The sequence below is a fragment of the Fibrobacter sp. UBA2449 genome (assembly GCF_002342555.1).
GTDB lineage: Bacteria > Fibrobacterota > Fibrobacteria > Fibrobacterales > Fibrobacteraceae > Fibrobacter.
Window position 1 is genome coordinate 130,707 of sequence record NZ_DDQF01000006.1, and the last position, 15,592, is coordinate 146,298.

The 15,592-nt window shown below is 55.1% G+C and carries 16 protein-coding genes; 10 read left to right on the plus strand and 6 right to left on the minus strand.

What is annotated here, in order from left to right:
• Nucleotides 1-27: 27 nt before the first annotated feature.
• Nucleotides 28-1,317 (plus strand): formylglycine-generating enzyme family protein, encoded by a 1,290-nt coding sequence (locus tag B4B27_RS03915; RefSeq protein WP_290723868.1) that lies wholly within the window; start codon nt 28-30, stop codon nt 1,315-1,317.
• Here the strand turns inward: B4B27_RS03915 and B4B27_RS03920 are convergent, their stop codons facing one another.
• A complete protein-coding gene (locus tag B4B27_RS03920) occupies nt 1,318-1,590 on the minus strand; it encodes a hypothetical protein (RefSeq protein WP_290723870.1) in 273 nt (90 codons plus the stop codon). It abuts the gene before it with no gap.
• Between the two features lie 290 nt (nt 1,591-1,880).
• Between B4B27_RS03920 and B4B27_RS03925 the strand changes: the two genes are divergently transcribed.
• Nucleotides 1,881-2,225 carry a hypothetical protein gene (locus tag B4B27_RS03925; protein ID WP_173382612.1) on the plus strand — a complete coding sequence of 115 codons (345 nt, stop codon included), beginning with the start codon at nt 1,881-1,883 and terminating at the stop codon, nt 2,223-2,225.
• A gap of 2 nt (nt 2,226-2,227) precedes the next feature.
• On the opposite strand, the gene B4B27_RS03930 is transcribed toward B4B27_RS03925, so the two are convergent.
• The 3 genes from B4B27_RS03930 to B4B27_RS03940 are packed head-to-tail and all read right to left on the minus strand — an operon-like array spanning nt 2,228 to nt 4,782.
• Nucleotides 2,228-3,004: a redoxin domain-containing protein gene (locus B4B27_RS03930; RefSeq protein ID WP_290723875.1), complete on the minus strand. Its 777-nt coding sequence runs from the start codon at nt 3,002-3,004 to the stop codon at nt 2,228-2,230.
• A gap of 9 nt (nt 3,005-3,013) precedes the next feature.
• Entirely contained in the window at nt 3,014-3,592 is a 579-nt protein-coding gene (locus tag B4B27_RS03935; RefSeq protein WP_173365351.1) for a hypothetical protein, read from the minus strand.
• A gap of 14 nt (nt 3,593-3,606) precedes the next feature.
• Nucleotides 3,607-4,782 carry a dihydroorotate oxidase gene (locus B4B27_RS03940; protein ID WP_290723880.1) on the minus strand — a complete coding sequence of 392 codons (1,176 nt, stop codon included), beginning with the start codon at nt 4,780-4,782 and terminating at the stop codon, nt 3,607-3,609.
• Between the two features lie 33 nt (nt 4,783-4,815).
• Between B4B27_RS03940 and B4B27_RS03945 the strand changes: the two genes are divergently transcribed.
• The 8 genes from B4B27_RS03945 to alr all read left to right on the plus strand — a co-directional run bounded on the left by B4B27_RS03945 (nt 4,816) and on the right by alr (nt 14,136).
• Complete coding sequence (locus tag B4B27_RS03945; RefSeq protein ID WP_290723883.1) at nt 4,816-6,189, plus strand: M20/M25/M40 family metallo-hydrolase; 1,374 nt, start codon at nt 4,816-4,818, stop codon at nt 6,187-6,189.
• Nucleotides 6,190-6,229: 40 nt separating this feature from the next.
• Nucleotides 6,230-6,919: an NAD-dependent deacylase gene (locus B4B27_RS03950; RefSeq protein WP_290723886.1), complete on the plus strand. Its 690-nt coding sequence runs from the start codon at nt 6,230-6,232 to the stop codon at nt 6,917-6,919.
• A 1-nt stretch (nt 6,920) separates the two neighbouring features.
• Complete coding sequence (mqnE, locus tag B4B27_RS03955; RefSeq protein ID WP_290723888.1) at nt 6,921-7,961, plus strand: aminofutalosine synthase MqnE; 1,041 nt, start codon at nt 6,921-6,923, stop codon at nt 7,959-7,961.
• A 95-nt stretch (nt 7,962-8,056) separates the two neighbouring features.
• Nucleotides 8,057-9,343 carry a hypothetical protein gene (locus B4B27_RS03960; RefSeq protein ID WP_290723890.1) on the plus strand — a complete coding sequence of 429 codons (1,287 nt, stop codon included), beginning with the start codon at nt 8,057-8,059 and terminating at the stop codon, nt 9,341-9,343.
• Between the two features lie 41 nt (nt 9,344-9,384).
• The gene (locus B4B27_RS03965) at nt 9,385-11,043 is read left to right on the plus strand and encodes an NfeD family protein (RefSeq protein WP_290723892.1); all 1,659 of its coding nucleotides are present in this window, start codon (nt 9,385-9,387) and stop codon (nt 11,041-11,043) included.
• A 42-nt stretch (nt 11,044-11,085) separates the two neighbouring features.
• Nucleotides 11,086-12,057, plus strand: a complete 972-nt coding sequence (gene floA / locus B4B27_RS03970) for a flotillin-like protein FloA (RefSeq protein ID WP_173382619.1) — start codon at nt 11,086-11,088, stop codon at nt 12,055-12,057.
• Between the two features lie 16 nt (nt 12,058-12,073).
• On the plus strand, nt 12,074-12,880 hold the full coding sequence (locus B4B27_RS03975) for a hypothetical protein (RefSeq protein WP_290723895.1): 807 nt from the start codon (nt 12,074-12,076) through the stop codon (nt 12,878-12,880).
• Nucleotides 12,881-12,912: 32 nt separating this feature from the next.
• Nucleotides 12,913-14,136 (plus strand): alanine racemase, encoded by a 1,224-nt coding sequence (alr, locus tag B4B27_RS03980; RefSeq protein ID WP_290723897.1) that lies wholly within the window; start codon nt 12,913-12,915, stop codon nt 14,134-14,136.
• Between the two features lie 11 nt (nt 14,137-14,147).
• Here alr and B4B27_RS03985 read toward each other — a convergent pair whose 3' ends face one another.
• The gene (locus B4B27_RS03985; protein WP_290723899.1) at nt 14,148-14,957 is read right to left on the minus strand and encodes an amino acid ABC transporter ATP-binding protein; all 810 of its coding nucleotides are present in this window, start codon (nt 14,955-14,957) and stop codon (nt 14,148-14,150) included.
• A gap of 8 nt (nt 14,958-14,965) precedes the next feature.
• The coding region (locus tag B4B27_RS03990; protein WP_290723901.1) for an amino acid ABC transporter permease at nt 14,966-15,592 on the minus strand (627 nt) is incomplete at its 5' end.

Below are 15,592 nucleotides of genomic sequence, written 5' to 3' on the forward strand. Positions count from 1 at the left end.
CCACCTCAAACAAGTTTAAGAACCGCCATGACAGAGAATACGCCGAACGAACAGCAAGATCTAGAAAAAGACGAAACCCTCGATGCCAAGGCCAAGAAGCGCAAGAAGAAGAACATTGTCGTTCTTGTCATCATGTTCCTTTTGCTGCTTTGCCTCTTTATTGTGCAGTGTCAGCTCGACAGGATCAAGCAGGAAGCCCTGCAGAAGCAACAGCAAACCGAGCTCGAAGCCAGGCAGAACTACATTCTCGACAGTCTGCGTCGCATGGAAAAGGCCAAGATGGACAGCCTAGCCAGCGCAGAAGAAGCCCGCATTGCCGACAGCCTCCGAGCAGCAGATAGCGCACGCGTCGCCGATTCCATCCGCGTGGCCGATTCGCTCGCGAACCTGAAACCGGAAATCAACAAGGATAGCCTTCGCCATGTGCGCGACAGCGTGAAGCACGTGCGCGACAGCATCCGCGCCGTGAACGATTCGCTTCAGAAAGTGGAACAGGCGCGCAACGACAGCATAGCCAAGGCCGAAAAGGCCCGGCTCGACTCACTTGAAAAGAAGCGCGTGCAGGACAGCATCCGTTCCTCGGACAAGACACCCCCGTCCGCCGAAATCACGCCGCCTGCCGGCCGCTACTACGACCCCATCAAGCTGAAGGTAAAATGCGACGAAATCAAGTGCAAGACATTCCTTTCGATTGGAGACACTATGAATCCGGTCGAGGCAGGCAAGGCCGTTGAATACAACAAGACCGGAAGCGTTTTCTACCTCGCCGAGGATTCCGTCGGCAACCGCAGCAAGTGGGAAGAGGCCAAATACGACATGGCATCGGACAACGTGTGCGGCAAGAACGCCTACCCCGTCCCCGTCGGCGGGAAGACGGTCTGCGTAGACGCCTACGAATACCCGAACGAACCTGATGCCGTCCCGCGTGACATGGTGAACCAGGAACAGGCGGTAGAGCTCTGCAAGCAAGCCGGCAAGCACCTCTGCAGCATCGACGAATGGCAGGCGGCGTGCCGCGGCAAGGACAAAGGACGCTACTCCTACGGCGACAGCTACCGTCAGAACAAGTGCAATACAAACACCAAGGCCGTGAAGCGCAGCGGACGCAAGGAACAGTGCCGCAGCTGGTACGGCATGTACGATATGAACGGGAACCTCTGGGAATGGACTTCCACCACAAGCAAGGACCATCCGAACATGTTCCTCGTGGCGGGCGGCGCATGGAACACGAACAACGAAAGCAAGTGCACCGACAGCAAGTTCAGCTTCTACCCGCAGAACCAATACCCGAGCGTCGGGTTCCGCTGCTGTAAGTAGCTAATCCAGCAGTTCTACATGCAAATGTTCAGCCTCCCCCCTCTCCCAGAGGACACGGGCACGGCCGTCTAGCTTTTTCTGCGCGATTTCGACAACCGACTTCCGCTCTTCGTAAAGCAGGTCCTTGAGACGAAAATCAAGGGCCTTGTTTTCGTAATGCTTGGAATTGCGGACATGGTAAGGATAATCGTTTCCGCTTGTTATGACGGGCACATATTCGAAACCCATCACCTCATGAAATGCGTTCACGATTTCAAGGCCCACGGAATCCATCGCTGGCTCCAGGCTTTCGAGGTACACCCCCTGTTTTTGTCGAGTCCGCTTGAGCAAAAGTCTATGGACCCCTCCCTGCGAAAAGGGCTTATGCGACATTTTCAACTGCCGTAGATACTCTTCCGCATCAAAAACAACCTCCGTTTCCGGTTTGGGCTCGAACTTCTGAACAGGGCGATCATTTGTCCTAATAAGCAGATAGACTCCCAAAAGTAGGAGTATTGCCAAAAAAGGAGCTGCGAAGGTCACATATTTCATCGTTCTCTTTAAAAATAACTATTTTGAGAGACATGAAAAAGATTATTTCCATCGCACTTTTCTCCCTCCTCGCCCTCTCCTTTAGCGGATGCCAAAAGGATGAAGGTCAGTTCGTCGGATGCTGGCTTGGCGAAGCCAACATGATTTTCGAAGTCATCCCGAACGAAGGCAACAACTACATCATCCGCAACATCAACGGCGACCTCGACGCCTCCTATAAGGACGGAGCCATTCGCGGCAAGAATTCCTACGACATGGAATACCTGATGAGGGTCAAGGGCGATTCTGCCTTCTACGAATTCGGTGGTGTCACAACCGGATACAAGAGGATTTCCAAGGACGAATACAACAGGATTTTCGAATCCCTGAAGAAGTAGTCCTATTTTCCTTCCATTGTTTCGCGGACAACCTGTTCGAGCGCCTTCGCGTTCGGCACTCCGCTCCAGACACCCTTGATGTAGCCTTCGCCGTCGAGCAGCATGAGCGTCGGTACGGCGCGGATTCCGTAGCGGCGCCAAAAGTCCTTAGTCGCATCGCGATATAGCGGATAAGGAGAACGATGCTGACGTTCATAGAACGCGTTGAGCGTCGAAAGGGGTTCGTCGGCAATTCCAATGACCTCAAGCCCCTGGTTGCCGAGCTTGTTGTAAAGATTTTCGAGAATCGGGAGGGTCTGGCGGCATGGTCCGCACCAGGTCGCCCAAAAATCGAGAAGCGTCGCCTTGGGTTTTACCTTGCGCTTTTCGCCGTTCTGGTAGAAGTTCTTGCCGAATTCCGCCATCTTGCTCCCGATGGCAGAACCCGTGAGGCTGCTGATGTCATCGGGACGGTCGGTGAGCTTCACCTTGAGATTTTTCTTCTTGCCATCGCGAAGTATTTCGACAGCGACAACTGCTCCCGCCTTCGAAGACGAAATGACGGAGGTTATCTGCGACATGTCGGTAAGCGGCTTGCCCGCAAAACCGATGACCTTGTCGCCTGCGACAATGCCTGCGGCCACGCAGCCAGAACCAGGATGTACGCCTTTCACATCGAGCGCGAGGTGGTTTTCAAATTCGACCTTCTTGAAGATGAGGCCGAGCCACGGTCCCGCAAACGAAGGCGCAACAGCAAACAGTAGTGAAAACAACAACGTGCGCTTCAAATTATTCATCATTTCATTTCCTTAAAAAAACAGCAGCGAAAAGCGGATGTTCACTATAAGGCGACCGCTCTCGTCCACGAGGAGTCGATCGTTCATCTTGGTGACTGGTTCGCCCAGAAGGTAGCTTGCCTGGACCTCGATTCTTCCTAGCAATTCGGTCTTCTTGAAAAACAGGATGTCGCGTCCGTAACCGAATTCAACCGCTGGCGAAAAGAACCACTCATCAAAATGTTCCATGCAGAATACCGACGCAGAAAAATGCAAAAAATCGTCATGTCCCGTTTGAATCAGCGCTCCCTTGAAATACCATCGCCAGTCAAGTCCGGTCTCAACGAATTCTCCCGCAATGGAAATTCCGCCATGGAGGCCAAGCGAATGAAGGCGATGGATCCGGTATTCGGCATCGACATCGACAGTTCCGTCGAACCCGCGAAGGTAATACGCCAGCGAGAGGCCCCCGCCAACAACAAAGCCCGGCATGGACATGTCGCTGTCAGAAACCTCGTCCTCGACCGGGAGGCCCATAAAATCACGGCTCCACCCAAACGCTACGGCCAAAAGCAGGATCAGAAAAGACTTGAAGACAACGTTCATTGTCAAAAACACAAATAAACTTATTTCTTCGGATTGCGGTCGTCATATTCGCCGAGCGACTTGTAGCCGTCGTTCAGCATCGCATCCATGAGTTCGTTTCGCATGGCGTGGGCAGCCATCCAGCGGAAAGCCACCACGGAATAGCACTGCACCGCATCGACACCGAGCTTGATGAGGTCGTAAATCTTGTACCCGTGGTCAATGCCGCCGCACGCAATAACGCTCATCTGCGGATAATGTTCGCGAATATACTTCACGTTCCACACCATGTTGTCGAACAGCGGACGACCAGACATGCCACCGCAGTCGCCATCGGCACGGAGAGGCTTGAGATCCTCAAGTTTTACGTTCACGGGCAGTTCGCTCAGTTTCGCGGTCGGGTACGTATTCCCGATGACAACCCCATTCACGCCCGTACGTACAAGCATTTCCATAATGGAAATCAGGTGCCGTTCCGAAAGGTCGGGGCTGAGTTTCGCATACACCGCCTTGCGCAGTCCGAGACCGTTCCTGAAATTCATTATTTCGGTAAAGATACGTTCCGAAAAACTCATGTCGAGGTCCACGCGTGACTCGCCTGTATTGGGGCAGCTCACGTTGATTTCGATATAGTCACCTGCACGGTAGGCAATCGAGAAACTTTCGAGGATATCCTTCAGCTTTTCTTCGGGGTCCGTAAGTCCCGGAGTCTCCGCGACCGAGATACCCACACAGAGGCCCGCCTTGTGCGCCTTCACGAGTTGCGCATCCACACGCTTCGCAATGACCTCCACACCTTCGTTATTGAGGCCCATACTATTGTGGATGGCACGGTCCTCTTCCAAGAAACCGATGCGCGGACGATGCGTATTCCCTTCGCGGAAATGGCGAGTCGCCGTTCCCACGGTAATGCCACCAAAGCCGACATTTGCGTAATCCTTGATACGGAGAGCCGTCTTGTTCGCGCCGGCCGCCAAAATGATGGGGCAACCGAGATAGAGCGAATTGCTGTGGTCCGAAAAAGTGATGACACGCTTAAGAGGCTTGCTCAAATCCGGGCGTCCGCCCATGAATGGGATAAACGGAGCAAAACGAGCGGCATACTTGAACGAGTCGTGCCTGAACTCCGGGGAATTGTGGAAAATCTTACGAATAAGCGCAAGAACCTTGTCGCTAAAACGCAAATAGTATTCGTGGTTGATGCAATCGTTCGCCATATTATTTAAATTACAAAAAAAAGAGGTTAAAAAGTGCTTACGAACGTAGAAAATAGAATCCAAGAGAGTTTCCCCAGCTATATCGATGCCCTCAAGCGGCTTGTGCGCATTCCGTCTATCAGTTTCGACAATTTTGACCAGAAATTCGTGCAACAGAGCGCGGAAGCCGTCAAGAAAATGTTCGTGGAGGCCGGTCTTAAGAACGTGCAGTTCCTGCTGCCGCCGAGCGGGAGGGCGACCGTATATGCCGAAAGCCTCACGAGCCCCGACAAGCCCACGATTTTACTCTACGCGCATCACGATGTGCAACCCACCATGCGCGAGGCTTTGTGGAACAGCGCCCCGTTTGAGCCCGAAATCCGCGGCGACCGCATCTACGGGCGCGGCACCGCCGACGACAAGGCGGGCATAATCACGCACCTTGCGGCATTCAAGCAGGTACGCGAAATGCTCGGCGACAAGGGACCAAACCTCAAGTTTATCATCGAGGGCGAAGAAGAATCCGGAAGCGCGGGCTTCGCAGAAATATTGCGCGAGCACGCGGAACTCCTCAAGTGCGACGCAGTGATAGTGGCCGACCTCGGGAACTTCGCGAAGGGGACCCCATCCATCACGACGACACTCCGCGGGATGAGCGCGGTGAACATCACCCTCCGCAGCACCAAGACGCCGCTCCATTCCGGCAGCTGGTCGGGCCCGATTCCCGACCCCGCTCAGGCACTCTGCCGCATGATAGCGTCGCTGACCGACGAACGCGGGAACATCGCCATCCCGCATTTCGAGGACGGCCTCGTTCCGCCAACCGCAGAAGAACTCGCGTCTTACCGCAGTCTTGGCTACAGCGAAAAGACGTTCCGCAGCGAGAGTGGCGTTTTGGACAAAGTAAGTCTCACCGTCCCCGAAGGGGAAATTCTCGAATCGCTCTGGCGCAGGCCATCCATCGTGGTGACCGCGATGGAGTCGGGCAACCGATCGAGCGCGGGAAACGTGCTCCAGGACTGCGCCTACGCCCGCATCGGAATCAGGCTTGCGCCCGGTATGAACGCGGACCGCTGTTCACAAATGCTCGTGGACTACTTGAAGGCGCAGGTCACGAACGGGCTTGAATTTACCGCCGATATCGAGGACGGGGCCAACCCGTTCGTCACCGACACACGGCACCCCTTCTTCAAGAAGATGAGCGAGGCGATGGCGCAAGCCTACAAGAACGAAACCAAGTTCATCGGCTGCGGGGCTAGCATCCCGGGCGCAGAACTCTTCCGCAAGACCTTCGGTGACATTCCCATTTTGCTTACCGGCCTCGAGGATCCCGAATGCGCGGCCCACGGCGAAAACGAAAGCCTCTACCTCCCCGATTTCAAGTCGGGAATCGTCGCCGAAACACTATTCTTTATCTCGCTTGCATAAAGCGACCCCGTTTTTTTAGAATTTGCTATATTGGAAACCTATGAAAAAGAACCTGGTTGTATTGACGGGCGCAGGAATTAGCGCAGAATCCGGACTCCGCACCTTCCGCGGAAACGACGGGATGTGGGAACACGAGAATATCGAGGACGTATGTACGCCCGGCGCGCTCAGGCGCGACCCGAAGCGCGTGATGGACTTTTACAACTTCTTGCGCAAGGGACTCCCCGAACACAAGCCGAACGCAGCCCACATTGCACTCGCCGAACTCGAGAAGCGCCTAGGCGACCATTTTCTGCTGGTGACCCAGAACGTTGACGACCTTCATGAACGCGCGGGCAGTAAGCGCATCTTGCACATGCACGGCGACCTGATGAAGCTCCGCTGCATGAACCACCCCGACCATGAATTCGTGTTCAAGGGCGAAGAGACGCTCGAGACCAAGTGTCCATTCTGCGGTGCTGGTACTCGCCCCGATATCGTGTTCTTCGAGGAAGTTCCGCTCTACATGGACATGATCCAGAACGCCCTGCGCGACTGCGATGAGTTCGTGTACATCGGCACAAGCAGCGTGGTCTACCCCGCCGCAGGCTTCAAGAATTTTGCCAAGCGCTTCGGCGCGAAGGTGACCTGCCTTAACCTCGAAATTCCGGCACACGATCCGGACACCGACGTGTTCGTGCAAGGCAAGGCGACCGAAATCGTACCCAAGTGGTGCGAAGAGTTTGTATAAAATGCCGCGACTTAGCGAATCCGAAGCTTTAGACCTGTTTTTAAACGCACCGCTCGACGAACTCTGCGCACGTGCAAACGCCGAGAAGGAACGCCTGCACGGGAAATCCGTGTACTGGGTGAATAACCGCCAAATCAACTACACCAACGTGTGCGTTCTGCACTGCAAGTTCTGCGCCTTCTCGAAAATCAAGAAGGATAGCCCCACCGCATACGACTGGGATTACGACACCATCCGGAACAAGGCCGCAGAGGCGATTGCCGGAGGCGCACGGGAACTGCACATCGTAGGCGGTCTCCACCCCGACCATCCCTTCGATTACTACATCGAAATGTTGCGCAAGCTGCGCGTAGAATTCCCGAAAGTGAACCTGAAGGCTTTTACCGCGGTAGAGATTTGCCACTTCGCGAAAATCTCGGGCCAGACGCCCCTGCAGATCATGACCACGCTCAAGGAAGCGGGCCTGGACGCCCTCCCCGGCGGAGGCGCCGAAATTCTGGTGCAGAGCGTACGCGACCAGATTTGCCCCGGCAAGGAAACCGGCGAGGAATGGCTCGACGTGCACCGCGCCGCACACAAGATAGGCATTCCGACAAATGCGACCATGCTGTTCGGGCACATCGAAAAGCCCGAAGACCGCATCGCCCACATGCGCATGCTGCGCGACCTGCAGGACGAAGCCCCCGGATTCTTCGCATTCATCCCGCTCGTGTACCACCCGGAACACAACGCGCTGCACAAGATTGTCCCGAACATCACGAGCGAAGAGGACATTCTGCGCACAGTCGCCGTCGCACGCCTCTTTTTGGACAATTTCCCGCATATCAAGGCGTATTGGATTCAGATGGGCATCGAGACCGCGATGAAGGCGCTACATGCGGGAGCATCCGACCTAGACGGCACGATTATCGAGGAAAAAATTACGCACGCCGCCGGAGCGACCGTCCCCGTGGGCATGAGTCCCGAGCGCATGAAATCGCTCATTTCGGGCGAAGGCCTTACTCCGGTCGAAAGGGATGCACTATACGAACGATTCTCTTAACGAGAATCATTCCCTCCATACCCCTTTAAGGGTACTTTATCGGGAATAGTGCACATAGCCCACCCACTTCTCCCAAATATTCATATATTGGGAGTATGATGCCGTATAAACGAATCTTATCGACACTCCTGCTGTTCGCAGCGTTTGCATTTTCCCAAGGCATCGGTCCCGAGCAAGTCGAATACAACAAGGTGAAAGTAAACCCTGCCGAGATGCAGAGCGAGCTGAACACGCGCGCAGACCTGTTGCAAGCCCTAAAGACGGGCAACACGACCAAGGTCGACAGCGTCCTTCTCGTGTTGTCGTATGAAAAGGTTCCGGAATCGGCGATAGACAGTCTGGAAATTCTCCAGGTAAACCTGATACAGGCGCGTTACGACCTGGCTGTCCCGCAATTCGCGAATATGCTCATGAAAGAGCGTAAAAAAGTCCGTTACTCCTTCGCCAACGATTCCCTATACCATTATCTAAGAAACGAGAGCCGCTTTGCAGCCGAATATACGGACCGTCCTGCGGAGCGCGACCTAGAAGAACGTCATTTGAAATTGAAGGAGTACATGACCGAGGCGGCACAGGCAAACATAAAGCAGGAATACAGGGATCTTGCAGAAATTCTTGTAGATTTGCACCCTTATTTTATTTTGTACGATAAGGGATACTGGATTTATCTTAAGACCTTATCAGAGAACATCAGCCCTGACAGCATGGCAAACATTATCCGTATTCGATCAGAAGAAGGTGTTGATTTCCATAACGACATTGATACGCTTGCCGCCACAATGATGCTTATAAGAATGGAAGCCTTTTGCGAGAACTATCCGGAATCGGAGTATTCGGAGTGGCTGAAGAGAGTTTCCAGGAATATTGAGGATTCTCTAAAGAGATATAAAGAATTCAGAGCCTATTATAAGGATAAATTTTATACAGGCGGCCTGGGGCTTGAGCTATTTATAGGGAACTCTTCGACTTTTGTAGTGGGCGTTCCCATACAGATTTCCAGGTTCATTCTCACTCCATCTTATATAAATGGAGAATCCTCCATAACAATAAAAGAGGACCAAGCAAAAGTACGCAATGATTTTGACGAGTTTTTCGTTACGGCAGGAATTGACGTATACGAAAACAAGTGGCTAAAAATTCAGCCTTTTGCCGGTGGATGGGATTTCTTTACAGCCGGTTTACAAGCAGATTTCCGTTTTTGGATGTCAAAAACGCCCGGCGAATTTCATGGCGCAGAATACATGACCCTTAAATTCCGGTACATGGGAATCTATCATGACACCAAGACCGCAACAAGTGACGAAACTGAAGAGGATGAATTGGCCGAAGAAAAGCAATGGGACCACCGGTTCTTCGTGGGCATAGGCGTCCATTTCTGGTAAAAACATAACTCCTTCGGCCGAACTTTTTATACATTATGGACATGAAGACGTTATCTAGAATTTTATCCGCACTCCTGCTGTTTGTGGCATTCTCCTTCGCCAACATAACGCAGGATTCCTCCGTCAGTCGTTTCGACAAGCTCAACGACCTTGCCGCCACAGGCGACTCCGCCGTTGCGACTGTCGACGCCAACAAAACCTCTGCAACCGACGTTTCCAGCGCCGTGGATTCTATCGGTCGCTCTACTCCCTCCAGAATGACAGCCAATAAGAAGCGCGCCGTCTGGATTAAGCTCGAAGGCGACGTGGAACCTTCCATGTACGACTTCTGTGCCCGCGCCATCGCCGACGCCCTCAAGGAAAAACCGGACTACATCGTATTCGAAATCAACACCTTCGGCGGCAGGCTCGATGCCGCCTTCGACCTGGTCGATACCATCATGGCGGTCAAGGGTCCCGAGACCATCGCCCTCGTGAAGAAGAAGGCCATCAGCGCAGGCAGCCTCATCGCTCTCGCCTGCAAAAAACTCTACATGCTCGAAGCCACGACCATCGGTGACTGCGCGCCCATTGTGCAGGGCGGCGACGGCACCCCGCAAATCGTCGGCGAAAAAATACAGTCCCCGCTCCGTGCCAAGTTCAGGAACCTCGCCCAGCGCAACGGCTACCCCGAACTGCTGAGTTCCGCATTCGTAACTCCGGAACTCGAAGTGCTCGAACTCACCGCCAAGCTCGACAAGGGCAAGAAGACGGAACGCGACACAACGCTCATCATCGAAGGCCAGAAATACGCTGTCCTCGACAGCGCCGACAAGAAGTTCTGGGGCGCCCCGAAGATTCTCGTGAAGAAGGGCGAACTCCTGACCATGACCGACAAGGAAGCCATGGAACTCGGGTTCTCCAAGGGCACGTTCAAGGACCGTAACGAATTCGAGACGACGCTTGCCATCGAGAAGGCCAGTGAAGTCGAGACGACGCTCGGCGAAGACATCGCCGCCGCTATCGCGGCTATCTCCGGCATATTGCTCATCATCGGATTCGGTGCGCTCTATATCGAGTTCAAGACTCCGGGCTTCGGGCTCTTCGGTATCATCGGCATCATCCTCATCGGCATCGTGTTCCTCGGGCAGTTCGCCCCGCAGCTCGACGGCTACATTCCAGCCATCCTGCTCGTCGCGGGTGTAATCCTCTTCCTTGTAGAAATATTCGTGATGCCCGGAACATTCCTGTTCGGCATCGGCGGCATCATCTGCATGATTATCGCGCTTGCGATGTCGTTCTCGCCCGGAGAACTCCCGGAATACGTCCCCGACGCCGTCGAGACGACGTTCGATGCGACCCCATGGCTACTGGGACTGCTCTACATGCTATGCTGTGCGGGCGTCGCGCTCGTGTTCCCGATTGCCGCGAGCAAGTACCTGATTCCGCTCCTGCCCGAAGGCTGGACCCCCATGCTCAAGACCGACCTGGAAACCGCCGCCTCCCCCACGGAATCCGTGCAGGAAGTGCATGTAGGCGACACCGGTACAGCAAAGACGTTCCTGCGCCCCGTAGGCCAGGCCAGCTTTACTATGCCCGACGGCAGCACCAAGCTGTTTGACGTGCAGACCCACGGCGAAATCATCGAGGCAAACACCCGCGTGAAGGTCGAATCCGTGCAGGAAGGCCATATCTGGGTCGTTCTGGACGAGAACGCCTAAAAATTTTAGTAGAATTTGAAAAAATAACACCGGAGACAAACAATGGATACACTCCTTATCGTTGGAATCATCATTGCGGCCATCGCCGTCATCATCCTTCTCGCCTTTATCGGCAAGTTCTTCAGCCTCTGGCTCCAGGCCTTGTTCTCCAGGGCAAACGTGAGCATTTTCCAGCTCATCGGTATGCGCCTGCGTAAGGTGCCGCCCCAAGTCATCGTGGAAGCACGAATCCTCAGCTGCAAGGCGGGCCTTCCCGTAGACACGAACCTGCTCGAAGCCCACTACCTCAGCCGCGGTAACGTGCTCCGCGTGATTCAGGCCCTGATTGCAGCAAACAAGGCGAACATCAAGCTCAACTTTACGGAAGCCGCAGCTATCGACCTCGCCGGCCGTAACGTGCTCGAAGCCGTGCAGATGTCCGTGAACCCGAAGGTCATCACGACCCCGAAGGTTTCGGCAGTGGCCCTCGACGGTATCCAGCTGCATGCCATTACGCGTATTACCGTGCGTGCCAGCATCCAGAAACTCGTCGGTGGCGCAGGCGAAGATACCGTAATCGCCCGTGTGGGTGAAGGCATCGTCTCGTCCATCGGTTCCGCACAAACTCACAAGGACGTGCTCGAGAACCCGAACATGATTTCCAAGAAGGTGCTCGCATCGGGCCTCGACGCCGGTACCGCATTCGAAATTCTCTCCATCGACATCGCAGACGTGGACGTGGGCCAGAACATCGGCGCCATCCTCGAAACCGACCGTGCCGAAGCCGACAAGAAGATTGCGCAGGCCAAGGCCGAAGAACGCCGCGCCATGGCTTACGCCGCCGAACAGGAAATGAAGGCGAAGGTCATGGAAATGAAGGCGAAGCTCGTGGAAGCCGAAGCCCAGATCCCGATGGCCATGGCATCTGCTCTCCGCGACGGCAAGCTCGGCGTGATGGACTACTACAACCTCAAGAATATCGAAGCCGACACCCAGATGAGGAAGGAAATCGGCAACGCTCCCGAGGCCAAGTAAACGTTTGTAGGGCAATATGGAAACCCTAATATTCCTAGCCATCGCAGTCGTCATCGCGATCTTCGAGAACAAGGTCAAGAAATCAAGGGAACAGAAACATCTGCCTCCCTCCGTGCCCGGCGATTACGATAACGAACATGCGGAAGATTCCCAGGACGAGGCGCAGCAAGCAGCCCCGCCCCGCTCGTTGCAGGACTTGATCCGCCAGTTCGAAAATGCGCAGCGCGAGGCAGAGCAAGGAAATATCGAACCGCCGACTCCCCCTGTGGAGGAACCGCATCGTGATCCGAGCGAACCGCTTACGCTCCGGGATATCGCCGAAGAGGTCATCGGAGAAGACGTCATCGACCTTGAATTCCTGATGGACTCCTTCGATGTCGACGAGAATACCGCAGCCGAAATGCTCATGGACTTGCAGGCCCACCGGATCGTGGGCCGAGACATGGGCGAAGGCGAATGCGACGTGCTGGTGCACGACCTCGACGAACTCGAAAACCTGCTGAACCGTACTGACAGCCAGACCTCCAGTAGCAAAAAGAACGAGGCCACGGAACAGGTGCGGCAAGATGCGGATGAAGATGTTCATAAAGCCGAGTTCGAACGCCAACGCGAACTCAACGAACTCGAAGCCCGCGCCAAGGCCGCCCGCGAAAATGCGGCCGCCATCGCGGCTGTATCAGCCGATGACGACGAAACTCCGGTTCGCCGCCATGCAGCCCTCGTCTCGACGAAAAATATCGCCGACGTGCGTAAGGGATTCATCTGGGCGAAAGTCCTGGACGAGCCCCGCTTCAAGCGACGCTGGAGTACACAATACCGCTAAGGGCGCTCTAAACATATTATATTTTCGCCATCATGAAACTTCTACAGACTCCCCCCGACTTAAACAAGATCGCACGCCCGAACTGGATTGAAATCAACCTGGACGCCCTCTGCAATAACATTCAATTTATCCGCAGCCAGATACCCACGAACACGAAGATTCTCCTGCCAGTGAAGGCCGATTCCTACGGACACGGGAGTCTCGCCTGCTCGTTTGCCGCCAAGTTCGGTGGAGCCGACTACCTCGGAGTCGCCCACATTAGCGAAGGGATGCTGCTTCGCCAATACGGTATGGACTTGCCCATCCTGGTTCTCGGCCCCTGCACGCCCGCAGACTTCGCCTACTTCGTCGAATTCCAGCTCACTGCCGCCATTACGGACATCCGCACGGCCATGGCGTTCGACCAGTTCCTCAAGGAAACGGGCACGACCTGCAAGGCGCATTTGGCGATTGATACCGGCATGAACCGCTACGGTTTCGATGCCGAGGACTTCAACAACATCCGCGCGGCGCTCAGCCTCAAGAGTCTCAAGTTCGAAGGCATGTTCACGCACCTCGCCACAGCCGACATGCCGGGGAACCCGAAAACCGATATCCAGATCCAGCGCTTCACGCGGCTCGTGGACGTGCTTGAAGCGGAAGGCCTCCGTCCGGAAATCTGTCACTGTTCAAGTTCTGCGGGTACGCTCACACGCCCCGAAAGCCACTTCGACATGGTGCGTCCGGGCCTTGCGCTCTACGGCTACAACTGCATGGGGGCGGCCCCCTCGCCGTGGCCCATCAAGCCCGTCATGAAAATCAAGTCCACCATCCGCCACATCCACGACGTAAAGCCCGGCGAGACGGTGAGCTACGGTGGCTACTGGATGGCGCAACAGCCCACGCGCATCGCAACCATCGCCATCGGCTACGGTGACGGCTACCTGCGTGGCGAATACAACAAGGGATTCGTCTTTATCCGCGGACAGCTTTGCCCGATTCTCGGCCGCGTATGCATGGACGCGACGATGGTCGACGTGAGCCACATTCCCGATGTCCAGGTCGGAGAAACGGTCGACGTCGTGAACGGTGAACTCGATTTCCGCATCTCGATGGAAAGTGTCGCGGACGACCACCACACAATTCCGTACGAACTAACAAGCCGCGTGGCACGCCGCCTGTACCGCAAGTACTACTGGAAAAACCGTCTGGTGCGCTGGGACTACCTGCGTCAGGAATTCGGAGTCAAGGACTACAAGGAATTCCCGCTGCGCTAACGCTTATCACATCACGCCTTTGAAAATCTCGACAGGAACTGTGCGAGGCGCTCGTTGCCCGATTTGCGGAACACGTGGTCGGGAGTTCCCTGTTCCACGATGACGCCGCCGTCCATGAAGATGACCTTATCGGCCACGTCGCGGGCAAAAGCCATCTCGTGAGTCACGATGACCATGGTCATCTTGTCTTCGGCAAGTTTCTTGATAATCTTGAGCACTTCGCCGGTCAGTTCCGGGTCCAGCGCAGAGGTGGGTTCGTCAAAGAAAAGAATTTTCGGGTTCATCGCGAGCGCGCGGGCAATAGACACCCGCTGCTGCTGGCCACCGCTGAGTTCGCAGGGATAAGAGTTTTCCTTGCCCTCGAGGCCCATACGCTTGAGCAGGAACCGCCCCATCGCGCGGGCATCTTTGCGTTCGTCCCCCAACACGCGCACCGGAGCGAGGCAGATATTCTGAAGCACCGTCAAGTGCGGGAACAAGTTGAAGTTCTGGAACACGAGCCCCGTAGAAAGTCGAATATCGCGGAGCGTTTTCGCCGGCGCATACTTGACCGCCGGGCCAGAGCCTAAAGGTCCCTTCGCCGAAACGCCAGGCACTACCATGTCCTTGCCGTCGACCTGCACCAGGCCACCGTCAACCGTTTCGAGCTGGGTAAGGCAGCGTAACAGCGTGCTCTTGCCGGAACCGCTGGGTCCGATAATCGAGAGTACCTCGCCCGCCTTCAGGTCAAACGAGATATCCTTGAGCACATGCAAGTCGCCAAAGGACTTCTTGACGTGTTCTACCTTGAGGATCGGCGCAGATTCGTTCACGTTTTCCATTCCACGCCTCACTTATAGTAATTGAGCTTGCGTTCCACGTAGGCGAAAAGCACGCTCAGCAAAAGGTTCGCCACATAGTAGAATACGCCCGCCACGAACAGCGGGTAAATGCTCGCATAGGCGGCCTGCTGTTTCTTGGCTAGCGCAAAAAGTTCCGTCACCGCAATCACCTGCGCAAGCGAGGTATCCTTCACCAGGGTGATGACTTCATTGGCGCTCGCGGGTACCACGCGCTTCACCACCTGCGGGAGGATAATGCGGAAGAACGTCTGCGTGCGAGTCATGCCCAGCATGTAGGCGGCCTCGTACTGCCCCTTGGGTATGGACTGGATGCCCCCGCGGAAAATTTCGGCAAAGTAGGCCGCATAGTTTATCGAAAACGCTACAATCACCGCCGGGAAGCGGTCAAACGAAAAATCCACGCCCGCATATTCGCTCAGGTAGTAGGAACCGAAATAAATTGCCACAATCTGGAGCAGCAAGGGGGTGCCGCGCATCACCGAGATGTAGAACGACACCGGGTAACGCACCACGCGCCACTTGCTCATCTTGAGGACCGCGATGAGCAGGCCCAGCGGAATCGAGAACAGGAGCGTAAGCCCGAAAATGGCGAGCGTCGTGCAGAAGCCGCCCCA